Origin of the sequence: Herbidospora sp. NBRC 101105, assembly GCF_030269205.1 — a bacterium.
GTDB classification, from domain to species: domain Bacteria; phylum Actinomycetota; class Actinomycetes; order Streptosporangiales; family Streptosporangiaceae; genus Herbidospora; species Herbidospora solisilvae.
Genome location: NZ_BSSX01000007.1, coordinates 312,291 through 335,230 on the forward strand (window position 1 = coordinate 312,291; position 22,940 = coordinate 335,230).

Consider the following 22,940-nt stretch of genomic DNA (forward strand, 5'->3'; position numbering starts at 1 on the left):
GCCCTCCTACGCACATCGATAAGGCTCAGTGCTTCCACGCGCCCACCGAGAACGGCACCGGCGCCGCCTTGAGGCCCGTCCCGTCGCCCCACTTGGTGATGTGGTATTCGATGGGGATGTGCCCGAAGCCGCCGTTGCCCTTCACGGCCAGGGTGTTCATGTCGAAGGTGCCGCCGGTCAGCTCGGCGAAGGTCTGCCCGTCGAGGTCCAGCATGACGCCGCGCGACGAGGGGTTCCCCGGGCCGCGGTCGCCGACGAAGAAGGGCTTCTTGACGCCCTTGTAGACCACGTAGCCCTCGGTGCCGAGGGGCCAGCTCGGGGAGGCGGCCATGCCCTTCTGCATCGGCTTGCCGCTGGCGGGCAGGCCCGTGTCCCCGGCGCGCCCGGAGGCGTCGTCCCAGAAGTAGGAGGCGGTGGTCTTGCCGGTCAGCACGGCCGGCTTGACGAAGGAGGGCTCCTTGATCGCGGGCTTGGCCGCGGCGGCGGGCTTCTCCAGGGGCTTGACGACGGCGGCCGGCTTGGTGTGGATCCGGACGTGGTTCGCGTGCGGAGGTGCGGCCAGAGCGCTGGCGGCGCCGGTGGTGCCCAGGCCCAGGACGGCCAGGCCGGCGGTGGCGAGTGCGGTGGTCGCGGTCTTGTTCTTCAGGATGCCTTTGAGGGCGTACATGAAAAAGGGAGATCTTTCCGTACGACGACAGGACTGCCACGCGAGTCATCAGGGGTGGCGTGTCCGGTGGGCCCCACGGGCCGCTCCCGGATCCGAAGGTCAAGTGCTGTCTTGTGGGTTGGTCAGCACTTGGCAACGAAAGCGACACTAGCCACCAAACCATGACATGGCAAACCTCAGACAGTAAAACATCTCAGAAGGCCATGAAACGCCCATAAATAAGGGGATTCCGTGGTCAAGCGTGCCGTTTGCCCTCCCGTGACCGGCCGGGTGCTGGACTTGGGAAAAGGTAAGGACCGAAGGGATCGGGAGCCCTGGATGGAAAGCCTGCTGCAGGGGGCCACGCGGCTGTTCGCCGCACTCGGGTACGACGCCACGACCTTGAAGCAGATCGCCGAGGCGACCGGGCTCGACCCGGCCAAGGAGGGGTTCGGGGGGTCCAAGCGGGACCTCTACCTCGCCGTCATCGAGCGGGCCTCCCGGATCGAGACCGAGGCGCTCGAAGGCGTCGTCAACGACATGATGTCGGCCGACCAGATGACGGCGGCGGGGGCGGTGCACGAGATCGTCGACCGCTACATCGACTTCTGCGTCGCCAACCCCGAGTTCCCGGCCCTGTGGATCCACCGGTGGCTGTACGACGCGGCCGACCTCACCGGCCTGGAGCGGCAGTACTCCCAGCCGCTGATCACCATGACGACCTCCGTGCTCGAACAGGCCGCAGAGGCCGGATACATCGACGACACGGCCGACATGGAGTACTGCGTGTGGACGCTGATCTGGTGTGTCCACGGGTTCGTGCAGGGCGGCGTTCTCGACGAGTCGGGTGACCGGCTGGGGCCCGAGAACCCCGAGGTGCTCGCCCGTTTCCGGCGGCACCTCCACCGGCTCGCCGCACGGACCCTGAATCTTTCATAGGCATCCTGGCCCTATCCCGGCGAACCCGGAAACATGCTGTACACCTCGGCGAAACGAACTCATGTTGGGAGCGCTCCCAATCGTGTACGCCGAGGAGAAGAGAAAGCTATGGGACCCCGATTGAGTTCCTGGCGCAGAGCCGCGATGACGGCGGCGGCCATGCTGCTGGCCGTCACCGGTCTCGCCGTCATGCAGACCCCAGCGGGCGCGGCCGTCGCCTGCCAGGTCACGTACGCCAAGCAGTGGGACAACGGCAGCGGTTTCGGCGCCAACATCACGATCAACAACCTCGGTGACGCGGTGAACCCGTGGCGGCTCACGTACACGTGGCCGGGGAACCAGACGGTTCAGCAGGGATGGAACGGCACCTGGAGCCAGTCGGGCCAGAACGTGACCGTCGTGGCTCCCCCGTGGGCCGGCGCGCTGAACAGCGGCCAGTCCGTGCAGATCGGCTTCAACGGCCAGGTCAGCGGGACCAACACCAACCCGACCTCGTTCTCCCTGAACGGGACGGTCTGCAACGGCGGGCCGAGCCCGTCGCCCAGCCCGTCGCCGCAGCAGCAGGCGCTGATCGTGACGCCGACCAGCGTGAGCGTGCCCGAGGGCGGCACCGCCACCTACTCGGTGCGCCTGCAGTCGCAGCCCAGCTCGAACGTCACGGTGACCACCACCGCCGGTTCGGGTGACACCAACCTGACCGCGACCTCCGGCACCAGCCTCACGTTCACCAGCAGCAACTGGAACACCCCGCAGAACGTGACCCTGGCCGCCGCGCAGGACAGCGACTCCACCAACGGCTCGCGTACCTTCACGGTCGCCTCCAGCGGTCTGACCAGCGTCAACGTCACCGCCACCGAGGCCGACGACGACGGCACGCAGACCCAGGCGCTGGTCGTCTCCTCGACCGCCGTGACCGTCCCCGAGGGCGGCACCGCCACCTACACGGTCCGCCTCCAGGCCGCCCCGAGCGGCAACGTGACCGTGACCAACACGGCCGGCTCCGGTGACACCAACATCACCGTCAGCTCGGGCGCCAGCCTGACGTTCACCACGTCGAACTGGCAGACCCCGCAGACCGTCACCCTGGCGGCGGCGCAGGACAGCGACCAGACGGCCGGCACCCGGCCGATCGTCGTGGCCTCCTCCGGCCTGACCAGCGTCACCGTCACCGCGACCGAGGGCGACGACGACATCGTCAACCCGGGCCGGGTCGACAACCCCTACGCGGGCGCCACCGGCTACGTGAACCCCGACTGGTCGGCCAGCGCCGCCTCCGAGCCGGGCGGTTCGGCCGTCGCCAACACCTCCACGGCCATCTGGCTGGACCGGATCGCCGCCATCACCAGCGGTTCGGCCGGCAACAACAGCAAGGGCCTGCGCGACCACCTGGACCTGGCCGTCCAGCAGGACGCCGCCAACGGCTCCGCCCCGCTGACCATCCAGGTCGTGATCTACAACCTGCCCAACCGCGACTGCTCGGCGCTGGCCTCCAACGGTGAGCTCAAGGTCGCGCAGAACGGCCTGAACCGGTACAAGACCGAGTACATCGACCCGATCGCCTCGATCATGGCCGACCCCGCGTACCGCAACCTGCGCATCGTCGCCATCATCGAGATCGACTCGCTGCCGAACCTGGTCACCAACCTCAACCTGGCCGCCTGCCAGGAGGCGAAGAACTCGGGTGCCTACGAGCAGGGCGTCGCGTACGCCCTGAGCAAGCTGTACGCGATCCCGAACGTTTACAACTACGTGGACGCCGGTCACCACGGCTGGCTCGGCTGGGACACCAACTTCGGTCCGTCGGCCGACCTGTTCGGCTCCACCGCCGACCTGGCCACCGGAGGCAAGGCCACCGTCCACGGCTTCATCACCAACACGGCCAACTACTCGGCGCTGGTCGAGCCGTACTTCACCGTGAACGGCACCGTCAACGGCCAGCAGATCCGTTCCTCCCGCTGGGTGGACTGGAACTTCTACATCGACGAGTTGTCCTTCGCCCAGGCCTTCCGCCAGCGGCTGATCCAGGAGGGCTTCTCCTCCAACATCGGCATGCTGATCGACACCAGCCGTAACGGCTGGGGCGGCCCGAACCGGCCCACCGGCCCGAGCACCTCGACCGACCTGAACACCTTCGTGAACAACTCCAAGGTCGACCGCCGGGTCCACGCCGGCAACTGGTGCAACCAGAGCGGCGCGGGTCTGGGCGAGCGTCCGCGGGCCAACCCGGCCACCGGTATCGACGCCTACGTGTGGGTCAAGCCTCCGGGCGAGTCCGACGGTTCCTCGACCGAGATCCCGAACACCGAGGGCAAGGGCTTCGACCGGATGTGCGACCCGACCTACGGCGGCAACGACCGTAACGGGAACAACCCCTCCGGGGCTCTGGCCAACGCCCCGCTGTCGGGTCACTGGTTCTCGGCCCAGTTCCGTCAGCTGCTGGCCAACGCCTACCCGCCCATCAGCTGACCCCGAACGTCGTGGTCCCGCCGAGGTTGGGGGTCCTCCTCGGCGGGACCACGGCCCTACAGATCCAGGCCGGGTTCCCGGCAGCGCATCAGCAGCATGGCCGCGTCGTCGGTCGGCGGGCCGTCGATGTGCGCGATCAGGTCGCGGCGCAGGGACTCCAGCGCCGCCTCCGGGTCGTCGTCCTTGAGCAGCGGAACCCGGTCGGCCAGCGGATAGAACCGGCCCAGGGCGTCGCGGGCCTCGATGACACCGTCGGTGTAGAAGAGGATCTGGTCGCCCGGTTCGAAGGTGATCGAGTAAGGCGCCGGCCCCTCGGGCCCCAGGACCGCCAGTCCCAGCGGGGGCACGTGGTCGTCGGGGTCGGCGAACTCGATCTCCCCGCCCGCCCTGACCACCAGCGGCGCCGGGTGGCCGTAGTTGAGCAGCGTCATGGTCGTCTCCTCGATGCTGAACTCGGCCAGCACGGCGGTGACGAACTCCTCGCCGGACAGCCGCCGGTTGAGCGCCTTCTCCAGCCGGGCGCTGACCCCTTCGAGGTCCTTCTCGTCGTGGGCCGCCTCCCGGAACGCTCCCAGGACCAGCGCGGCCGTCTCGACCGCCTCCAGGCCCTTGCCCTGGACGTCGCCCACGATGACCCTGACTCCGGTGGGGGCGGTGACGACCTCGTACAGATCGCCGCCGATGTGCGCCTCGGCCATGGCCGAGGTGTAGGACACGGCCACGCGCATGTGCCCGGCCCGGCGCGGCACCGGCCGCAGCAGCACTCGCTGCGCGACCTCGGCCACCGACCTGACCTGGGCCAGCTCCCGTTCCCTGCGGCGGCGGCCCACCGTCGCCAGGGCGCTCGCCGCCGTCACTCCGGCGATCGAGCCCATCGTGATGTACGCCCGGCGCAACTCCAGCTGGTTGTAGGCCGCCAGCCCGATCGCCAGCACCAGCGCGGTCACCCCGACGAGCATGGTCCGCCGGATCCCGCCGGTGAGCGAGGCGAAGGCCGGCCCGACCGCGAGCAGGGGCAGGAACCCGATCTCCGGGCCCGTGCTCAGGTCGATCACCGACACGAGCAGCATCATCAGGAACGGCAACACCGCCAGAGCGAGCGCCGTGCGGGCCCCGGCCGCCCGGCGCCGCCCCTTGCCCGGACGGAACGCTCCGGTGAGGCGCAACGGCATCCGGCGAATCCCCTCTAATCCCGTCTGGTACGCGCTTGCGACCATACTTCACGATCCCGCCTGGGATGCGAAGTCACAAAAACGAGAGGCGCCCGCATCCCCCTGGATACGGGCGCTCCCTTAAAGGTGGCTAGAGGATCGAGCCGGACCAGACGTTGGCCGCCTGCTTGTAGACGCCGTAGGTCTCGCCGTCGAAGTAGGCCGAGACCGAGGTGTCGATGCGCTTGTTGCCGTCACGGTCGGAGACCGCGATGGTGACGCCGTTCAGGTAGCCGAGGCGGCGGGTGTTCTTGTAGCCCGCCAGCCACGAGGAGCCGATGGCGCCCTGGCCGGTGAACGACGACTTGATGCCGACGAGCTCCTGCGCCTTGATCGCCGACGCCGAGGCGGCGAAGGTCTTCCCGTACGACCACTTCAGGGTGTTGCCGGAGAAGACGCGGTTGCCGTCGGGGTGGGCGCCGCTCGGGTAGCCGAAGACGTAGTGGGCCTTGCCGAGCTTCTGGTTGTAGGCCAGGCCCTGGCCGCCGACGTTGTCGCCGAGACGGCCGACGTCCTCGACGCCGCGGACGATGTAGTGGTCCTTGAAGTAGGCCTCCGCCACGGAGGTCTTGACCCACTTCTTCACGAACCATTCCTTCTTGAAGAACTGGTTCTGCTCGGTCTTGCGCAGCACACCCTTGAAGGCGGGGTCGGCCTTCAGTTTGTTGTAGGTGGCCTCGTCGATCGGGTATTCCTTGCCCGAGTCGGGCCCGCACCAGGTCGGGCACTTCTCGCCGTTCTTCATGGCGTTGGTGCCGGTGGGGGCCGCGTTGTAGGCGGCCTGGGTGACCGACTCGGTGGTCAGCTTCACGCCGTCGACGCCGTCGGTGTAGTACTTCTCGGCCTCGGCCTGGGTGAACGACGCCTTCGGCGGGTCGACCGGCGAGGTCACGGGCGCGAGGGTCTTCTTCCAGTAGGGGCCGCCCTCGGTGTACTTGGCCTCGAACTCCGCCTTGGTGACGACCTCGGAAAGGATCTTCTTCTGACCCTTCCACTTGTCGTAGGTCTTCTTGTCGACCTCTTTGTCACCGGTGAGCTTGACGCCGTTGTAGACGGTGACGAACGCGTAGTTGCGGTCGCCGTCCTCGTAGACGTCGTAGTCGTAGTGGGTGTAGGCGGTCTTGCCGACGTAGATGCCCCAGGGGGTCTTGCCCTGGTAGTAGCCGGGCACGAAGACCCAGTTGTTCAGGACCGGCTTGTTGCTCTCGGTGTCGTACACACACTGGCCGGCGGTGGCCACGAGGTTGCGGTACTTGGACTGCAGCGAGGTGCCCGAGCACCAGTGGGGCTTGCCGTCGGCGCCCATGAAGAAGACCTTGCCGCTCGTGCGGGGCAGGTTCACGTTCTTCGACGTGGAGGTCGACTTCTTCTCGTCGCCGATCGCGGGGACGGTGCCCGCCTTGGTGTCGGCGGTGGGGCCGCCCGTGGAGATGTGCTTGGCCGCGACCGTCGTCTCGACGTTGTAGGGGGTCGCGTCCTGGAGCTGGGCCTTGTCCCAGAAGTAGGCGATGGCCTGCGCCTCGCTGGAACCGGCCAGCACCTCCTTCTCGATGTACTGGGGGGCGGCTGCGGCGGGGCTCGCGACCAGCGCTGCGGCCAGCAGTCCGATGGAACCGGCGAAGGTGCTGCCGAGGGTGAGGGTGCGCTGCACTGCGGGGTCTCCCTTGCTCTGCCGTGGGACGTCACTTGCGCCCCATCCGTCAGTAAATGGATTGGCAAGGACGTTACCTGTGACGATTCGGATAGAACCCCCAGGTCGTTATAACTGTGACCCAGATCACATTCTTTCTGTGGAACCGGATGCGATTGGACACCGTCCAATTCGCCTGTCCAGCGGTAGATCGTCGCGGCATGTAACAAGTTCGACGCCGCTGGTTCACATGAGCGGCGGGGTGCCGTACCGTGGTAAAGGAGTGGGAGCGCTCCCAATCTGGACGGTGAAGGAGGACGCGGGCATGAGTGTCCCTTTCGCCGCCACGGCGCTCGACGGGCTCGACGACTTCGAGACCTGGTCGGCCGAATGCCTCCTCCCCGCCGTCGGCGCCAGCGTCGCCGAGGCCCGCCGTCTGGTCCGGCGTGAACTGACCAGCCGGGGCTGCGCCTCCTTCGTCGACGACTGCCAGCTCATCGTCAGCGAGCTCGTCACCAACGCCGTCCGCCACGCCGGCACCGCCTTCGCGCTCCGCCTGCGCGGCACCCGCGAATGGGTCTACGGCGAGGTCTTCGACACCGGCGCCATGCCGCCCCGCCCGCGCGAGGCGCGCCCCGACGCCACCGACGGCCGGGGCCTGCTGATCGTGGGCACCCTGGCCGCGTCGTGGGGCCACGCGCCGGGCGCGCGTGGCGGCAAGATCGTCTGGTTCGTGCTGGGAGACTCCTAGTTACGGCTCCGCCCACCCCGGCGCCGCCCGTCGTCCCCGGCCGGCGCCGCACCCGGCGCCGACCGGCCGCGCCGGGTCAGCCGCGGAACGCCGCCAGCACTCCCGTCATGATCTCGTGGGGGGTCCGGGTCGCGTCGGCCACGTGGTCGGCGACCTCCAGGAACTTCGGCCGCCGCTTGTCCCGCTGCGTCTTGAGCATGTGCACCAGATCGGGCTCGAAGTGCGGCCGGTGGCTGCTGGAGGACATGCGTTCGGCCAGCACCTCGGGCGGGCCGTCCAGGAAGACCACGAACGACGAGGTCAGCGCGTCACGGGCGGCCGGGTCCTCGATCGTGCTGGCGGCGGCGGCCACCACCACGGCGGGCCGCGCGGCCACGGCGTCGAGCAGCACCTCGGTCTCGCGGTCGTGCAGCACGTCGGCGCCCACGGTCTCGTTCATGCGGGCGGCCGTCTGCCCGTAGCGGGCCTCCAGGTCGCCGTCGCTGTCGCGCATCTCGCGGCCGAGCGCCTCGGCGACCAGGCGCGCGACCGTGCTCTTGCCGGCGCCCATCAAGCCCATGATCACGACGGGGGTCTCGTTCATGACGGGCATTCTGCCCGCGTGGTGCGGTTTTGCTCCCCCCGCGTTTGAGATTCGCTCACGGGATAGTGCACCGGTCGAAGGAGGAACGCCATGACCATCGCCGGAAGCATCATCCTGATCATGTTGGGCGCCATTCTCACCTGGGCGGTCGAATTCACCCTCGCGGGGCTCGACATCCAGGTCATCGGGGTCATCCTCATGGTGGGCGGCCTGGCGGGGCTGCTGTTCGGCCTCTACCGGCTGAGCGCCGTCCGCCGCGCGTCCACCACCGTGACCCCGGTGGCCCCCGTGGACGAGGTGCACACCACCCAGCGTCGCGTCTACGAGGAGCGCCGCTACAACGACCCCATCTGAGCCACGCGGAAACGGAAGAGCCGGGCCCCGAGGCCGTTGAGCCTCCGGCCCGGCTTCTTCGTGCCGTGGGCGGGAACGGATCAGGCCAGGGTGTCCTTGACCTTGATCTTTCCGGCGTCGATCACGAACTTCTGGTTCGGGTGGTCGAGGCAGGTCCAGAGGCGGACCCTGGTGTTGTTGGCCCGGTCGTTGGTGGTGTCGAGGCAGACCTCCCGGGCGGTGCCGATGGTGTCCTTGACCTTGATCTGCCCGGCGTCGATCACGAACTTCTGGTTCGGGTGGTCGAGGCAGGTCCAGAGGCGGAACCTGGTGTTGTTGGCCCGGCTGTTGGTGGTGTCGAGGCAGACTTCCCGGGCGGTGCCGACGGTGTCCTTGACCTTGATCTGGCCGGCGTCGATCACGAACCTCTGGTTGGCGTGGTCGAGGCACCCCCAGAGGCGGACCTCGGTGTTGTTCGCGCGGCTGTTGGTGGCGTCGACGCAGACGGCGCCCGGGGCGGCCTGGGCGGAGGCCGAGACGGGCAGCGCGAGGCCCGCGCCGACGCTGGTCGCGAGAACGGCGCAGGACAACATGCGACGGATGAAAGGCATGAGTGCCTCCTTCGGAGAGGGTCGATCAGAGCATGATCACCTTTCCTCACTTGACGTAATAGATCAAGCACTCAGAGTGACTATGTCAAAAGGCCCTTCCGTTACGGCTGCGCCTCGTCAAAGCCCGCGCGTGCCCCACGGTCTGCGACGACGTGCCGCGCTGACGATGGGCCCATGCGTTCACTCCTGTGGTCCGCCGTCGCCCTGGCCGCCGGCCTCGTCCTCACGCCGCTCCCGCCGGCCGCCGCCGACGACGACACCGGCGGGGTCAGCTGCCTGTCCGGCACCCTGCAGCTGCGGTACACCCCCGGGCTGACGTTCACCGAGAAGACCATCCGCGTGCGGGGCACCGGCGACCTGAGCTCCTGCCAGTCGGCCAAGCACCCGGGGATCACGCGGGGAGTCGTCCGGGTCAGGGCCACCGTCACGGGCAGGTGCCCGGGGCCGATCGACCCGGCCTCGGCCAAGGTCACGATCACCTGGAACGACGGCAGCCGGTCGACGATCACGGAATCGGCCTTCAGCCGCGTGGGCAAGGCGCTCCACGTCGAGGGCGACGTCGCCGCCGGGGCCTTCAAGGGCGGGGTCGCCCACGCCGACGGCCGAGCCACCGGCAACCTCATCGCCGCAGCGGCGGCCTGCCTGACCGGGGGGTTCACCCGCAGCTCGATCGTGGTGGAACGATTCTCGGTCGACGCCTGAGAGACCGGGCGGAGAGACCGGGCTGAGAGACCGGCCCGTGAGACCGGCCAGTGAGACCGGGCTGAGAAACGGCGGGCCGGGATGCCATATCCCGGCCCGTCGTCTCCCCCCGGCTACCCCGCCTCGGAGCGGGCTCCGCCGCCCAGCGACTTCTGGCGGCGGGTCACGACGTGAAGGTCGACGCCGGCTCCTCCCTATTGGGTACAAGCCGAGGCCTTTCAACCGGGTCAGCGGGCTTCGAGGTTGCCGTGTGCCTCGATTGAGAGGTCCTGCCAGTCGGCCCAGGTCTTGAGCCGGTCGGCGTAGGCCTGCTCGATCAAAGGCTGGAAACCCTTGCCGAACAGCACCCGCACCGGCGGGTTGGCGGAGTCCACGAGCTTCAGCAGTGCCTGCGCCGCGGCGGCGGGGTCGCCTGCGGGCATCTTCCCCGTCATCGCCCCGAGGCGCTGACGGAGAGTGTCGTAGGCCGGGTCCGGCTTGGCCATGTGACCGTTGGCGAGCGGGTCGGGGTTGTTGCCGTCCCGGGTGGCGAAGCCGCCGGGCTCGATGATGGTCACCTTGACGCCGAACTCGGCGACCTCGCCGGCGAGCGCCTCGTTCAGGCCCTCCAGGGCCCACTTGGAGGCGTGGTACGCGCCCCCGAGCGGCATCGCGATGAGCCCGGCGGCCGAGGACAGCTGGATGATGTGCCCCGAGCGCTGCTCGCGCAGGTACGGCAGCGCGGCCTGGATCACCCACACCGCGCCGAACAGATTGGTCTCGAGCTGGTCGCGCAGTTCCTGTTCGGTGAGTTCTTCGACCGCGCCGATCTGGGCGTAGCCGGCGTTGTTCACGATGACGTCGAGCCGGCCGAAGTGCTCCTTGGCGCGCTTCACGTTCTCGAAGACGGCGGCCCTGTCGGTCACGTCCATCTCCAGTGGAAGCACCGCGTGCCCGTAGGTGTCGGCCAGCGCCCGCAGGCTCGCGGTGTTCCGGGCGGTGGCGGCGACCTTGTCGCCGCGGGCCAGGGCGGCCTCCACGAAGTTGCGGCCCAGGCCGCGGGACGAGCCGGTGACGAACCAGACCTTCTGCATGGTGTGCTCCTTGTTGCCGCTTTCAGCCGTTACAACCCCCTGGACGAGATAGCCCGGCAGAGATGTGAGATCGCCCGAGTGTGACCTGCGACACCATGTCACCTTTGTCCGGAGTGCTGATATCAATGGTCAGCGTGACTCGCGTCGAGGACTTCCAGGAACTGAGGCCGCTGCTTTTCGCGATCGCCTACCGCATCCTGGGCAGCGTGAGTGAGGCCGAGGACGCCGTCCAGGAGGCCTGGCTGCGCTACGACGGCTCCCCGACCCTGCCCGAGTCGCCCAAGGCCTTCCTGTCGGCCACGGTGACGCGGATCTCGATCGACGTGCTGCGCTCGGCCCGCGTCCGGCGCGAGGCTTACGTCGGGCCATGGTTCCCCGAACCGCTGCTGACCGACCCGTACCAGGACCCGGAGCGGTCGGCGGAGCTGGCCGACTCGGTGTCGATGGCGGCCCTGATCCTGCTGGAGCGGCTCAGCCCGCTCGAACGTGCGGTCTTCGTGCTCCGCGAGGTGTTCGCCTTCAGCTACCGGGACATCGCCGCCGCGGTGGAGCGGTCGGAGGCGGCCTGCCGCCAGCTCGCGGTGCAGGCGCGCCGTCACATGGACGCGGGCCGCCCCCGCTTCGAGGCGGATCGCCGGGCCCGCGACCAGCTCGCCGGGCGGTTCTTCCGTGCGATGAGGGAAGGAGACGTCACCGGGCTGCAGGAACTGCTGGCCGCCGACGTCCAGCTGGTCAACGACGGCGCCGGCAAGATCGGGAGTACGATCCCCCTCTTCGGCGTCGCGAAGGTCGCCCGGGTGCTGTCCGTCGCCATCCCGCCGTTCGCCCAGATCGGCGCGGTGCTGGAGGCGCACGAGGTGAACGGCCAGCCGGGCGCCGTCATCCGCGACCGCGACGGCCACATCTTCAACGTCTGGACGCTCGACATCCTGGACGGTCGCATCCAGACCATCCGCTCGATCGTCAATCCCGACAAGCTCGCTCACCTGGGCCCGGTCGCCGACGCCCACGCGGTCATCCGCGAGAAGAAGCAGACCCGCCGCGACCGGCAGACGCCATGATGGGCGGAATCGCGGCACGGTGAGCACGGTAAGACAACGACGAGGCTCCCGGCCGGGGCATCGGATCATGGCCGGCCACTGTCTTGGCGACAGCCCCAGCCTGACCAGCGCCATCAGAACGAGAAGGGCTCAATGACCGGCCCGTGCGCCCGGCCGGGAAACCGGGCCGAGAAACCCAGGGCCGGGACGTCGTGTCCCGGCCCGGTCCTTCCTCGGACGGTCAGCCGGCCTCGGAGCGCGGTCCGCCGCCCAGTGACTTCTGGCGGCGGGTGGCGACGTACATGTCGATGCCGATGGCCACGGCGCCCACGATGCCGACGATCATCAGCCACCACACGCCGCTGAGGCCGGCGATCACCGCCACGGCGATCGCGATCACCAGGCCGAACGACCCGAGCCTGACGTGGACGACGTCGCGCGGCGTCGCCGGCACCATGGGCTTGCCCCGGGCGTCGACCTGTTCTTCCGTCTTTCTCGGCTCTGTCATGATTTATCCCCTACCCTCCGATTCGTGCGTTATCGCCGTTCGACGACGCGGACCTCGCCGCCCAGCTCCCGCACCAGGCGGGCCTCCGGCAGCAGGTCGGGGTGGCCGACGCCGCCCTTGACGTACACGTCCGGGCGGATGAGCTTCAGCAGGGACGCCGGGGTGTCGTCCTCGATCAGCGTGATGTAGTCGACCGAGCCCAGCCCGGCCAGCACGGCCGCCCGGTCCTCGGCGGTGTTGACCAGCCGGTCGGGGGCCTTCCTGCGGGCCGCGCTGCGGTCGTCCCGCACCCCCACCACCAGCACGTCGCCGAACCGGCGGGCCTGCTCCAGGCAGGTCACGTGGCCCGGGTGCAGGATGTCGAAGCAGCCGTCGGTGAAGACGATGCGGCGGCCCTGCTCACGTTCGACCGCGACCCGTTCGGCCAGCACCTTGGCCGGCATGGCCGGGCGCGGGCGGCCCAGCTCGGCGAGCAGGTCGGCCGCGTCGCAGACCGCCGTGCCGGGACGGCGGGACACCACGTCGGCGCCCGCCTGGGCCAGATCGGCGGCGGTCGCCGGATCGGCCCCGGCGGCCAGTGCCAGCGAGAAGACCGCGGTGAAGGTGTCGCCGGCCCCGGCGCCCACGAGGTCGCCCGAGCCCGGCCGGGTCCGGTGCGGCGCACGGCCCTCCCGGTGGACGACCGCGCCGTCGCCCTCGTCGGTGACCACGATGGGGGCGCAGTCGTCCGGGAGGAGGTCGCAGGCGTCGTGCCTGGCCAGCACGGCGGCCGGTCCGGCGTCGCGCCACAGTTCGGGGTCGTAGGCGTCCACGACCAGCATCGGCAGGCCCGAGAGGGCCCGGCGGACCTCCTCGGTGCAGACGCCCGCGCCGGAGTCGCAGACGATGACCACGTGGGCCACGTCGGCCAGCTCGCGGATCTGGGCGATCAGCTCCTGCTCGACCTGCGCCGGGATGGGGGAACGATCTTCTTCGTCGTACCGTGCCACGATCTGCCCGCCCGACATGACCCGCCGTTTCACGGCGGTCCGGCGGCTGCGGGTGACGATGGGCCCGTCCACCTCGTGGCGGAGGAGGGCTCCGATAAGCGCCGTCCCCGCGGGGTCGGCGCCGGCGACGCCGAGCAGGTGCACGCGGGCACCCAGCGCGGCGAGATTCGCGGCGGTGTTGGCGGCGCCGCCGGGGGCGTCCTCGATCTGCTCGACGCTGACCACCGGGACCGGCGCCTCCTGCGCCATCCGGCTGGCCTGGCCCTGGAGCCACGAGTCGAGCATCACGTCCCCGACGACCACGGCCGTCAGGCCGGGGAAGCGGCGCACTGTCTCTTCCGTCATGGGGATCTCTGCTGCCCGGGGGCGTGCGGGGAAAACCGCAGCGTGTTTGCTCATGGACCCCTCGGGTAACCGGGCCGAGGTACCGAAACCGAACCGATCGAAGGTCCTGCGATGAACCTCATCGTCGAGAGCGTCGAGCGGATCGCCGTTCTGCGGGCGACGGCCCTGGGTGACCTGCTGCTGATCCTCCCCGCCGTGGAGGCGCTGCGCCGTGCCTATCCGGCCGCCAGAATCACTCTGCTCGGCAAGGAGTGGCAGGTGCCGTTCCTGCGCGGACGTCCCGGCCCGGTCGACGACGTCGTGCCGGTGCCTCCCCTGGAGGAGTCACCCGACCCGCCGCCCGAACTCGTCGGCCGCTTCGACCTGGCCCTCCAGATGAACGGCGACGGCCACCACGCCAACGCCTTCGTCAACGGCTTGGGCGCCCGCGTGACCGCCGGCCTGCGCGGCGACGACGCCCAGCCGCTCGACCGCTGGGTGCCCTACGTCCCCTACCAGCACGAGACCCTGCGCTTCCTGGAGGTCGCGGGCCTGGTGGGGGCCAGTTCCGACGACGTCGAGCCGCGCATGCGGGTGACCCGCGACGACTACGCCGAGTTGCGGTCGGTCCTGGGGCAGCTCCCGCGCGGCCTGATCGCGGTGCACCCCGGTGGCCGCGACGCCCGCCGCCGCTGGCCGGCCGCCTGCTTCGCCGAGGCCGCCGCCCGGCTGGGCCGGCCGGTCGCGGTGACCGGCGGGGAGCACGAGCGCGACCTGGTGGAGAAGGTCGCCGCGCTGATCCCGAGGTCGATCCCCGTCGTCGGCGCGTTGTCGGCGGGCGGCCTGGCGGCCCTCTACACGGCCTGCGACGTGGTGATCGCCAACGACAGCGGCCCCCGTCGCCTGGCCGCCGCGACCGGAACGCCGACCGTCGGCGTCTACTGGTGCGGCGACCTGATCAACGCCGGGCCCCTCACCCGCAGCCACCACCGCCCGCTCATCTCGTGGACGACGCAGTGCCCGACCTGCGGAGGCGCGGGCCTGCGGGAACCGGGCGGTTGCGACCACCCGGTGTCGTGGCTGACCGACGTGGGGGCCGACGCGGTGGCGGCTCAGGCGGACGAACTGCTCAACGCCTGACCAGCCCGTCGTTCAGCACCGCGGACGCGGCTCTCAGGACGTCCGAGGTCGTCACGCTCGCCGGATCGGCGTCCCGACGGAGGGCCTGGTGGCGGGGCCGTTCCCGGGGCGGGCCCCAGCGCTCGGGCCGCTCCGGGCCGAAGATGGTCACGGAGGGGGTGCCGTAGGCCGTCGCGAGCTGGGACACCCCCGTGTCGGAGCTGATCAACAGCCGCGCTCCGGCCACGACCGCGCACAACTCCCGCAACGACGTCCGGCCCGCCAGCACGATCTGCGGCGGCAGCACCGCCTGCGTCGCCACCAACAGCGCCAGCGGGCGCTCCTTGCGCGACCCGGTCACCACGACCGGCAGGTCCTCTCCGGCCATCGCCCGCGCCACCTCGGCGAAGCGTTCCGGCGGCCAGCGCCGCGACAGGCCCGTGCCGCCCGGATGGATCACCACCGCGCCTGCCGCCGGGCTCGGCATCATCGGCGGGGGCAGCAGCAGGTCGCGGGGGTCGGCCTTCAGCCCGTACCACTCGACCAGGCGGCACCACCGCCGCGTCTCGTGCTCGTCGTCGTCCCACTTCGGCCCGGGGGGATAGGCCTCCTCCGCGTACGCCCACAACCTCCGGGGCCGCAGGTCGGCCAGCAGCTCCGTGGACCTCGGCCCCCGGCCGTGCAGGTTCACCGCGATCTCGGGGAAGAAGGGCAGGTCGGAGTTGCGGTCGGTGAGCCCGGGCCACATGATCGGCTCCAGGCCGTACGCCGGGATGAGCCGGTCGACCACCCCGGTCAGGGCGGCCAGCTCGCTCAGCTCCGGCGGGCAGGCCAGGGCGATCCTGATGCCACTGCGGCGCAGGGCGCGCAGGGCGGGCACGGCCGTCAGGAGATGGCCGATGCCCTGCGCGCGCAGCACGAGTGCGGTCGTCATGCGGTCGCCTCCAACCGGACGCCGACCTCTCGATAGGCGGCGACCGTCTCCGTCGCGATCCTGTTCCAGCCGTAGCGCGCCCTGGCCCGGTCGGCCCCCGCGATGCCGTAGGCGCTCATCCGCACCCGGTCGGCCAGCAGCCGCTGCACCGCTCGGGCCAGCGCGCCGGGCCGCTGGGGCGGCACCAGCACGCCGGTGATCCCGTTGACCACGGTCTCCTTCTGGCCGCCCACGCACGAGGCGACGACCGGCACCCCGCAGGCCATCGCCTCCAGCGCGACCATGCCGAAGGGCTCGTACCAGGGCACGCTGACGACGGCGGCGGCCGAGCGCATCAGCGCGGGCACGTCCTCGCGGGCGACCTGTCCGGCGAAGGTCACCCGGTCGGCGACGCCGTTCCGCTGGGCCAGCCAGCGCAGCCGGGTCACCTCGGGGTCGTGGTGCAGCGCGTGGGCGGGCGGCCCGCCGGCCACCACGAGCTCGACGCCCTTGATCCCGCGCAGCGCCTCGATGATCGTCGCCACGCCCTTGCGGGGCACCAGGCGGCTGATCGTCACCAGCCTCGGCCGGTCGGTGGGCGGCGCGGCGACGTGGGGGTTGAACCGGGCCAGGTCGACCCCGCAGGGCACGACCCGGGCCCGCTGGCGGCTGACCCCCATCCGGCGCAGTTCGTCGACCTCGTCGGTGCAGGTCGCGACGATGGCGTCGGCCTCGCGGCCGATCCGGGTCTCGGCCTCGATGCGGTCGGCCGGGCTGGTGTCCTCGGCGCCCTGGTGGCGCCGCTTGACCGAGCCGAGCGCGTGGTAGGTGTGCACGACCGGGATGCCCAGCTCACGGGCGGAGCCGAGGGCGGCCAGGCCGCTCATCCAGAAGTGGCTGTGCACCACGTCGGGCCGGTCGAACAGCCACTGTTCCCGCAGCCACTTCGCGAAGTGCGGCACCCACGGGAGGATGTCGTCCTTCGGGATCTTCCGGGCCGGTCCGGCCGGCACGTGCACGACGGTGACGCGGGGCGCGATGCGCACCCGCTCCGGCGCCTTCTCGTCGTCGCGGCGGGTGTAGACGACGACCTCGTGACCGAGCGCCGCGACCGCCCTGGCCAGCGCGTCCACGTGGACGTTCTGGCCGCCGGCGTCGGTGGTGCCGACGCAGGCGAGCGGGCTGGCGTGCTCCGAGATCATGGCGATCTTCATGGGGTTGCCTCCGGGAACGGCTGGTCCCGCTCGCGGGCGGGATCGCGGGCGAACGGGTGGCCCGAGTCCGGGGTCACGGGAGCCGGGAGGAGAGCACGCCGGTTAGACGCGGCGAAAAGGGGGGAATGTGCGGTGAGCAAGGGACCTCCGGGACGGCATGCGTCAGCGAGGGAGGTGCCTGCTTCCTAGGCACAAGATTGCCTTCACTTTAACCTATGGGCCGTCCAGCAAACATCCTGTTTCGCCGGAAAAGAGGCGGGCAGGCGTTTTCTCTATGGACACACCGCACTATGTGGCCGCCCGCGTGCAGCAAGCCATCGCGGAGGACGGCCGGACGAACGAACTCGGCATCCGGGTCGACGTGCGGGGAGACCAGCTCTTCCTGCGCGGTCAGGTGACCGGCGACGACCAGCGACATCTGCTGACCGAGGTGGCCCAGGAGGCCGCCCCGGGCCTGACCGTCCACAACGAGGTGACCTGCGTCGAAGTGCGTGACCCCGGCGAGGAGGAGCAGCTGTGAGCATCCGTGTCGCGGCCGTCGCCGACATCCATCTGGGAGAGGCCCAGCGGGGCAGCTACCGGCCCCACCTGGAGGGCATCGAAGAACGCGCCGACGTCCTGCTGGTCGGCGGCGACCTGACCCGCCACGGCACCCTCGACGAAGGCAAGATCGTCGCCGAGGAGTTCCGCGGCCTGCCGGTGCCCGTCGTCTTCGTGCTGGGCAACCACGACTACCACTCCGACGTCGAGGAGGAGATCATCGCCGTCCTGCGGGAGGCCGGCGGGATCGTGCTTGACGACACCGCCGAGACGCTCCTCGGCGGCCGGCTCGGGGTGGCGGGGGGCAAGGGCTTCGGCGGCGGGTTCGCCGGCAAGTCGGCCAGCGAGTTCGGGGAGCCCGAGACCAAGGCGTTCGTCCGGCACACGCGGGAGATCGCCGACCGGTGGCGGGTGGCGCTGAAGAGCCTCGACACCGAATACCGCGTGGTGCTCAGCCACTATTCGCCGGTCAAGGAGACCCTGCACGGGGAGCCGCCGGAGATCTACCCCTTCCTCGGCAGTTATCTGCTCGCCGAGGCGGTCGACGCGGAGGGCGCCGACCTGATCGTCCACGGCCACGCCCACGCGGGCACCGAGAAGGGCATGACCCCGGGCGGGATCCGGGTCAGGAACGTGGCGCTGCCCGTGCTGCGCCGGGCCTACGCCACCTACTGCCTCGGCTCGGAGGAGTGCTAGGAACACGTAATGGCGGCCGGACCCTCCGGCCGCCATTGTCGTGTTCTCATGTCGCTATACGTTGAAGATACTGACGCCGCCGGGCCCCACGAGGAACCCGAGGACGATGAGGACGATCCCCCACAGGATGTCCCGACGAGCGAGGATCACGTAGATCCCGGCGATGACGAGTACGACCGCGATGATCCAGAGCAAAGTAGCCATGAAGCTCGACTGCCCTCCCGAAGCGGTCATTAACGCCAGGGAACATGGGCAGGGGAGATTTCATGACACGTTTTGGTTACTTCCTCAGCTCCGAGGAGCACAGCCCGAAAGAGCTGGTCAGGCAGGCCGTGCTCGCCGAGCAGGCGGGGTTCGAGGGTCTGTGGATCTCCGACCACTTCCACCCCTGGATCGACGAGCAGGGCGAGAGCTCCTTCGTCTGGTCGGTGATCGGCGCGCTCTCCCAGGTGGTCTCCCTGCCGGTGACGACGGCGGTGACCTGTCCGCTGGTGCGGATCCACCCGGCGATCGTGGCGCAGGCCGCGGCCACCGCGCAGGTCCTGCTCGACGGCCGCTTCCATCTCGGGGTCGGTACGGGCGAGGCCCTCAACGAGCACATCTTCGGCGACCCGTGGCCCCCGGCCGGCGACCGGCAGCGCATGCTGGAGGAGGCCGTGGGCGTCATCCGCGAACTGTGGGAGGGCGGCCTGGTCACCCACCACGGCGAGTTCTACGACGTCGAGAACGCCCGGCTCTACACGCTGCCCGACGAACCCCCGCCCGTCTACGTCTCGGCCTTCGGCCCCGGCTCGGCCGAGCTCGCGGGCCGCATCGGCGACGGCTTCGTGTCGGTGCTGCCGGACGCCGACCTGCTGGAGGCGTACCGGAAGGCCGGGGGAGCGGGCAAGCCGGCGCAGGCCGGCCTGAAGGTCTGCTGGGGCACCGACGAGGACGACGCCCGCCGGCTGGCCCACCGTCTGTGGCCCACCGAGGGCATCGAGGGCGAGGCCAGCCAGCTGCTCCCGCTGCCGCGCCACTTCGAGCAGCTCGCCACGCTGGTCCGGCCCGACGACCTGACCCTCCCGGTCGGTCCCGATCCCGAGGTGCACATCGCGGCGATCCAGCAGTTCGTGGACGCCGGATACGACGAGATCTACATCGCCCAGATCGGGCCCGACCAGGAGGGCTTCTTCGAGTTCTACGAGTCGGCGATCCTGCCGCGGTTCCGCTGAAGGGTCAGCAGCGGCTGCACGAACCACAACCAGGTGCTCAGTAAGACCACTCCGGCCGCGATCAGAATGGCCGGGGTGGCGCCCAGGTAGACCTCGACGACCAGCCCGGTCGAGCAGGTCATCGACACCGCCAGGGCGATCCCCCCGACCACCGCCAGCTCGTTGGCCCGGTGGAGCATGATCTCCTTCAGGCCCGACCGGAACAGGATCCGGTTCTGCACCGCGGGGGCCAGCAGGCAGATCGAGGCCACCGCCGCCGACACCAGGGCGGCGTAGAACAGCCACTTGCCGAACTCGTCGACCCGGCTGAACCCCGCGGAGAAGGGGAGCGTCAGCAGAAACGCGAACAGCACCTGGACCCCGGTCGACTGGACGCGCAGGCCTTGGAGGAGTTCGCTCAGCTCACGGTCCACCCGTTCCTTGGGGTTCTCCTCGGGGTTGGTCAACAGGATCCTGTGCTCTTGTTCGCTCATTTCGCCACCTTGATCATTTTCGAGTACGCGAGCTGTAACCAGTCGGACACCGCCACCGCCGTCATCGTCGCCCCCACCAGGCGGGTCACCCCGGGGGCGAAGACCATCCCGGCCGCGTAGCCGGTCGCGATCCACTGGGCCAGGCAGAACGGGCAGCTCAGGAGCTCGCCCACGGCGTGGCGGTGGCCCTCGCCGCGGACCTCCTCCTTCAGTTCGGAGGGCCCGGAGACCCCGACGTACCGCGTGAAGGGCGCCCTGAGCGGGCTGGTGACGGTGTCCTTCGCGATCGTCCGGGACAGGCGGTGGGTGGCCACCGACATCAGGGCGAGGTCCATGGGGGCCACCCGGTCGGGGGCCTTGCGCCCGGTCAGCCTTCCGGCGGCCAGGAGGGCGGCGACGGCGGTGCCGTACACACCGAGGACCCTGGCGTAAGAAGCCAAAGGGCGCTCCTTGGAGTACGCGTCGTTGATCTCTCTGAGGGTCTCGGTCATGGCGCGACGTATTACCCCGGATTGTTTGGGTCGAACGTTCCGGGGCAAACGGTGCGCGTGGGTAGTCACAGTCACGAGGTAACCGACGCCATCCTGGACACGCTGAAGCGGGCGGGGTCCGGCCTCAAGGAGGTGGGCGTGCGCTTCGCCCTGGCCGGCGGCTGCGCCGGATACGCCAGGGGAGCGGCCCCTTCTCTGCACGACGTCGACTTCGCGCTGGTCGAAGAGGACGTCCCGTTGGCGCTGAAGACGCTGGAGAACATGGGCTTCCGGACCGAACGCCCGCCCGAGGACTGGCTGGTCAAGGCCTTCGACGAAGAGGGCGTGCTGGTCGACCTGATCTTCCAGCTGGCCGACCGGCCCGTCACCCCCGAGATGATCGGGCGCGCCACGATGATCAACACCGCGGCGCTCAGCCTGCCGGTGCTGGAGGCGACCGACCTGGTGATCTCGTGGATCCTGCCGCTGTCGGAGCACAGTTGCGACTACTCGGGGCTGCTGCCGACCGTCCGGGCGATGCGGGAGCAGGTCGACTGGGACCGCGTGGCCGGGGTGGCCGAGTCGTCGCCCTACGCCTCGACGTTCCTGGTGCTGCTGGAGCGCCTCGGCGTGATCGAGAAGCCGACCCCGGTGCGGGTCGACCGCTGGCCGTAGACGTTTTCTCATGCCCCGCCCCCTGAGGGGCGGGGCATTTTCGTTTCTCAGGAGATCCCGTAGGGGAACCGGTCGGCGTAGGCCCGGTGGGGCGGGTCGTCGGCCATGATGAAGTCCGGCGCGTCGCTGATCTCCTTCTGGGTCCGGTCGACGTAGATCTTCCGTTGCGATGCGTCGACCTGCGTGATCACGCTGGCGGGCAGCATGACCCGGTGCCCGAAGATCCACGGTCCGGTGTCGATGACGAGGTAGCCCTCGTCGATCTCGTCGCTGACGGCGTCGACGGTTCCGATCCGGCCGTCGACGGCCTCGACGTGATAGCCGATGAGGTTCACGGTGAGTCCGTTTTCGTCCATCGGCCTCCCCTACCCGACAATCAGCACGACCTTCCCCCGTCCGTGCCCCGATTCCACGTCGGCGTGCGCCTTCGAGGCCTCCTCCAGCGGGTACGCCGCCCTGACGGTCACCCGCAGCTCCCCTTCGGCGACCAGGTCGAGCAGCTCGGCGAGCCGGTCGCGGTTCCGGTCGCTGCCGATCCACCGGCAGCCGAGCTCCTTCGCGAGGTCCCAGTCGACGATCGAGCCGATCCGCGTCCGGTCCTCCACGAGCCGCACGGCGGTGTGCAGGTTCCCGTGGCCTGCCGCGTCGAGCACCGCGTCGAAGGGCCCGGTCTCCCTGAGCCGGTCGAGCTCGCCGTCGCCGTACACGACCGGGACCGCCCCGAGGTTCCGTAGATGGTCCTGGTTGGCGGCGCCGGCCGTACCGACGACCCGCACGCCCTTCCGCACGGCGAGCTGCGTGATCATGGTCCCGACCCCGCCCGCCGCGCCGTGCACGAGCAGGGTCTCGCCCTTCCGAAGGGCCAGGCGCTCCAGCGCGGTGTGGGCCGTCTGCCCCGACGCCGACAACGCCCCGGCCGCCGCCCAGGCGACCCCCTCGGGTTTCGGCACGACCTGCGTCTCCGGGACCACCACGTATTCGGCGTAGCACCGCATCACCCGGAACCCGACGACCTCCTCGCCGGTGCCCTCGACGACCCCGGAGAACTCGTTGCCGGGGACGACCGGGAACTGCGCAGGCGGCGCCCCCGGCGGCAGCCACCCCGAGCGCACCGCCACGTCGGCCGGCTGCACCCCGGCCGCCCGCACCCGGACCAGCACCTCGCCCGGCCCCGGCTCCGGCCGGGGCACCTCCACGATCCGAAGCCGGTCCGCCGCCCCGAACTCGGCCACTCCGGCCGCCCGCATGATTGCCATGGGTAGAGTCCACTTCATCAAGCGCACTTGACGTCAACGGGGGGACGAAGGGTGATCGATCCCGACGCGGTCTGGCTGAGGCCCGGCCAGGTCGCCGAACGCGCCGGCGTGGCCGTCTCGGCCCTCCACTACTACGAGAGCCTCGGCCTCATCCAGAGCCGCCGCACCGCCGGCAACCGGCGCGAATACCGCCGCGACGTGCTGCGGGTGATCGCCTTCATCCGGGTGGCCCAGCGGGTCGGCGTCTCCCTGGAGCGCATCAAGGAGGCCCTCGACCGCCTCCCGGCCGACGGCGTGCCCGGCAAACGCGACTGGGCCCGCATCAGCCGCGAATGGCACGACGACCTGACCCGGCGCATCGAGGAGCTGACCGCGCTGCGCGACAACTTCTCCAACTGCATCGGCTGCGGCTGCCTGTCGCTGGTGTCGTGCCCCTACTCGAACCCCGGCGACGTCCTGGGTAGCAAAGGTCCTGGTCTGCACCGTTTCCCGTAAAGGCTCGGCCCCGTCGGCGTCGCGGCCGGGCCGGCGGGCCATGACTACGGGTGGGGAAAGGAGCCTCGT

At 70.2% G+C, this 22,940-nt stretch carries 27 protein-coding genes; 12 read left to right on the forward strand and 15 right to left on the reverse strand.

Translation table 11 applies throughout. The features are described from left to right. Positions 1–25: 25 nt before the first annotated feature. Positions 26–667, reverse strand: coding sequence for a hypothetical protein (locus QSK34_RS28140; RefSeq protein ID WP_285588302.1), 642 nt, complete (start codon positions 665–667; stop codon positions 26–28). A 318-nt stretch (positions 668–985) separates the two neighbouring features. Here QSK34_RS28140 and QSK34_RS28145 point away from each other — a divergent pair, with 318 nt between their 5' ends. Both QSK34_RS28145 and QSK34_RS37855 read left to right on the forward strand, forming a co-directional pair. Further along, positions 986–1,585, forward strand: coding sequence for a TetR/AcrR family transcriptional regulator (locus tag QSK34_RS28145; protein ID WP_030456704.1), 600 nt, complete (start codon positions 986–988; stop codon positions 1,583–1,585). Positions 1,586–1,693: 108 nt separating this feature from the next. After that, positions 1,694–4,051: a glycoside hydrolase family 6 protein gene (locus QSK34_RS37855; RefSeq protein WP_353051438.1), complete on the forward strand. Its 2,358-nt coding sequence runs from the start codon at positions 1,694–1,696 to the stop codon at positions 4,049–4,051. Between the two features lie 56 nt (positions 4,052–4,107). On the opposite strand, the gene QSK34_RS28160 is transcribed toward QSK34_RS37855, so the two are convergent. Next, the gene (locus tag QSK34_RS28160) at positions 4,108–5,223 is read right to left on the reverse strand and encodes a PP2C family protein-serine/threonine phosphatase (RefSeq protein WP_285588305.1); all 1,116 of its coding nucleotides are present in this window, start codon (positions 5,221–5,223) and stop codon (positions 4,108–4,110) included. A 130-nt stretch (positions 5,224–5,353) separates the two neighbouring features. After that, positions 5,354–6,913, reverse strand: a complete 1,560-nt coding sequence (locus QSK34_RS28165) for a trypsin-like serine peptidase (RefSeq protein WP_285588307.1) — start codon at positions 6,911–6,913, stop codon at positions 5,354–5,356. 304 nt (positions 6,914–7,217) lie between these two features. On the opposite strand from QSK34_RS28165, the gene QSK34_RS28170 reads away from it, so the two are divergent. Continuing rightward, positions 7,218–7,643, forward strand: coding sequence for an ATP-binding protein (locus QSK34_RS28170; protein WP_285588309.1), 426 nt, complete (start codon positions 7,218–7,220; stop codon positions 7,641–7,643). A gap of 76 nt (positions 7,644–7,719) precedes the next feature. Here QSK34_RS28170 and QSK34_RS28175 read toward each other — a convergent pair whose 3' ends face one another. Next, positions 7,720–8,226, reverse strand: a complete 507-nt coding sequence (locus QSK34_RS28175; protein WP_285588310.1) for a shikimate kinase — start codon at positions 8,224–8,226, stop codon at positions 7,720–7,722. A 90-nt stretch (positions 8,227–8,316) separates the two neighbouring features. On the opposite strand from QSK34_RS28175, the gene QSK34_RS28180 reads away from it, so the two are divergent. Beyond that, positions 8,317–8,580, forward strand: a complete 264-nt coding sequence (locus QSK34_RS28180; RefSeq protein ID WP_030456058.1) for a DUF6458 family protein — start codon at positions 8,317–8,319, stop codon at positions 8,578–8,580. A gap of 80 nt (positions 8,581–8,660) precedes the next feature. Here the strand turns inward: QSK34_RS28180 and QSK34_RS28185 are convergent, their stop codons facing one another. Next, on the reverse strand, positions 8,661–9,170 hold the full coding sequence (locus QSK34_RS28185) for an RICIN domain-containing protein (RefSeq protein ID WP_285588312.1): 510 nt from the start codon (positions 9,168–9,170) through the stop codon (positions 8,661–8,663). Positions 9,171–9,344: 174 nt separating this feature from the next. On the opposite strand from QSK34_RS28185, the gene QSK34_RS28190 reads away from it, so the two are divergent. Then, positions 9,345–9,872: a hypothetical protein gene (locus QSK34_RS28190; protein ID WP_285588314.1), complete on the forward strand. Its 528-nt coding sequence runs from the start codon at positions 9,345–9,347 to the stop codon at positions 9,870–9,872. A 227-nt stretch (positions 9,873–10,099) separates the two neighbouring features. Here the strand turns inward: QSK34_RS28190 and QSK34_RS28195 are convergent, their stop codons facing one another. Beyond that, positions 10,100–10,945 (reverse strand): SDR family NAD(P)-dependent oxidoreductase, encoded by an 846-nt coding sequence (locus tag QSK34_RS28195; protein WP_285588316.1) that lies wholly within the window; start codon positions 10,943–10,945, stop codon positions 10,100–10,102. Between the two features lie 134 nt (positions 10,946–11,079). Here QSK34_RS28195 and QSK34_RS28200 point away from each other — a divergent pair, with 134 nt between their 5' ends. Next, on the forward strand, positions 11,080–12,006 hold the full coding sequence (locus tag QSK34_RS28200) for an RNA polymerase sigma-70 factor (RefSeq protein WP_285588318.1): 927 nt from the start codon (positions 11,080–11,082) through the stop codon (positions 12,004–12,006). A 220-nt stretch (positions 12,007–12,226) separates the two neighbouring features. Here QSK34_RS28200 and QSK34_RS28205 read toward each other — a convergent pair whose 3' ends face one another. Further along, positions 12,227–12,493, reverse strand: a complete 267-nt coding sequence (locus tag QSK34_RS28205; RefSeq protein ID WP_161481958.1) for a hypothetical protein — start codon at positions 12,491–12,493, stop codon at positions 12,227–12,229. Positions 12,494–12,522: 29 nt separating this feature from the next. Beyond that, complete coding sequence (locus QSK34_RS28210; protein WP_285588324.1) at positions 12,523–13,827, reverse strand: PfkB family carbohydrate kinase; 1,305 nt, start codon at positions 13,825–13,827, stop codon at positions 12,523–12,525. Positions 13,828–13,938: 111 nt separating this feature from the next. Here QSK34_RS28210 and QSK34_RS28215 point away from each other — a divergent pair, with 111 nt between their 5' ends. Beyond that, positions 13,939–14,946, forward strand: coding sequence for a glycosyltransferase family 9 protein (locus QSK34_RS28215; RefSeq protein ID WP_285588326.1), 1,008 nt, complete (start codon positions 13,939–13,941; stop codon positions 14,944–14,946). Here the strand turns inward: QSK34_RS28215 and QSK34_RS28220 are convergent. Both QSK34_RS28220 and QSK34_RS28225 read right to left on the reverse strand, forming a co-directional pair. After that, complete coding sequence (locus QSK34_RS28220) at positions 14,936–15,859, reverse strand: glycosyltransferase family 9 protein (protein WP_285588328.1); 924 nt, start codon at positions 15,857–15,859, stop codon at positions 14,936–14,938. The two genes, QSK34_RS28215 and QSK34_RS28220, sit on opposite strands and share 11 nt — an antisense overlap. Next, on the reverse strand, positions 15,856–17,052 hold the full coding sequence (locus QSK34_RS28225) for a glycosyltransferase (RefSeq protein ID WP_285588329.1): 1,197 nt from the start codon (positions 17,050–17,052) through the stop codon (positions 15,856–15,858). The genes QSK34_RS28220 and QSK34_RS28225 overlap by 4 nt, the downstream gene beginning before the upstream one ends. 274 nt (positions 17,053–17,326) lie before the next feature. On the opposite strand from QSK34_RS28225, the gene QSK34_RS28230 reads away from it, so the two are divergent. Then, entirely contained in the window at positions 17,327–17,572 is a 246-nt protein-coding gene (locus tag QSK34_RS28230) for a BON domain-containing protein (RefSeq protein ID WP_285588330.1), read from the forward strand. Then, a complete protein-coding gene (locus QSK34_RS28235; protein WP_285588332.1) occupies positions 17,569–18,288 on the forward strand; it encodes a metallophosphoesterase family protein in 720 nt (239 codons plus the stop codon). The genes QSK34_RS28230 and QSK34_RS28235 overlap by 4 nt, the downstream gene beginning before the upstream one ends. Positions 18,289–18,342: 54 nt before the next feature. On the opposite strand, the gene QSK34_RS28240 is transcribed toward QSK34_RS28235, so the two are convergent. Then, on the reverse strand, positions 18,343–18,492 hold the full coding sequence (locus QSK34_RS28240; protein WP_169807523.1) for a GPGG-motif small membrane protein: 150 nt from the start codon (positions 18,490–18,492) through the stop codon (positions 18,343–18,345). Positions 18,493–18,554: 62 nt separating this feature from the next. On the opposite strand from QSK34_RS28240, the gene QSK34_RS28245 reads away from it, so the two are divergent. After that, a complete protein-coding gene (locus QSK34_RS28245; protein ID WP_285588339.1) occupies positions 18,555–19,502 on the forward strand; it encodes a TIGR03557 family F420-dependent LLM class oxidoreductase in 948 nt (315 codons plus the stop codon). Here QSK34_RS28245 and QSK34_RS28250 read toward each other — a convergent pair. Beyond that, positions 19,469–19,975, reverse strand: coding sequence for a DUF6328 family protein (locus QSK34_RS28250; protein ID WP_161481965.1), 507 nt, complete (start codon positions 19,973–19,975; stop codon positions 19,469–19,471). The genes QSK34_RS28245 and QSK34_RS28250 overlap by 34 nt on opposite strands. After that, complete coding sequence (locus tag QSK34_RS28255; RefSeq protein WP_285588342.1) at positions 19,972–20,466, reverse strand: DUF1360 domain-containing protein; 495 nt, start codon at positions 20,464–20,466, stop codon at positions 19,972–19,974. Before QSK34_RS28255 ends, QSK34_RS28250 begins: the two co-directional genes overlap by 4 nt. A 138-nt stretch (positions 20,467–20,604) precedes the next feature. Between QSK34_RS28255 and QSK34_RS28260 the strand changes: the two genes are divergently transcribed. Beyond that, the gene (locus QSK34_RS28260) at positions 20,605–21,120 is read left to right on the forward strand and encodes a nucleotidyltransferase family protein (protein WP_285588344.1); all 516 of its coding nucleotides are present in this window, start codon (positions 20,605–20,607) and stop codon (positions 21,118–21,120) included. A 47-nt stretch (positions 21,121–21,167) separates the two neighbouring features. On the opposite strand, the gene QSK34_RS28265 is transcribed toward QSK34_RS28260, so the two are convergent. Next, complete coding sequence (locus QSK34_RS28265; protein WP_030456044.1) at positions 21,168–21,476, reverse strand: hypothetical protein; 309 nt, start codon at positions 21,474–21,476, stop codon at positions 21,168–21,170. A gap of 9 nt (positions 21,477–21,485) precedes the next feature. After that, positions 21,486–22,376 carry an NADP-dependent oxidoreductase gene (locus tag QSK34_RS28270; protein ID WP_353051439.1) on the reverse strand — a complete coding sequence of 297 codons (891 nt, stop codon included), beginning with the start codon at positions 22,374–22,376 and terminating at the stop codon, positions 21,486–21,488. Positions 22,377–22,430: 54 nt separating this feature from the next. Between QSK34_RS28270 and soxR the strand changes: the two genes are divergently transcribed. Further along, a complete protein-coding gene (gene soxR, locus QSK34_RS28275; protein ID WP_285588835.1) occupies positions 22,431–22,871 on the forward strand; it encodes a redox-sensitive transcriptional activator SoxR in 441 nt (146 codons plus the stop codon). Positions 22,872–22,940 lie beyond the last annotated feature (69 nt).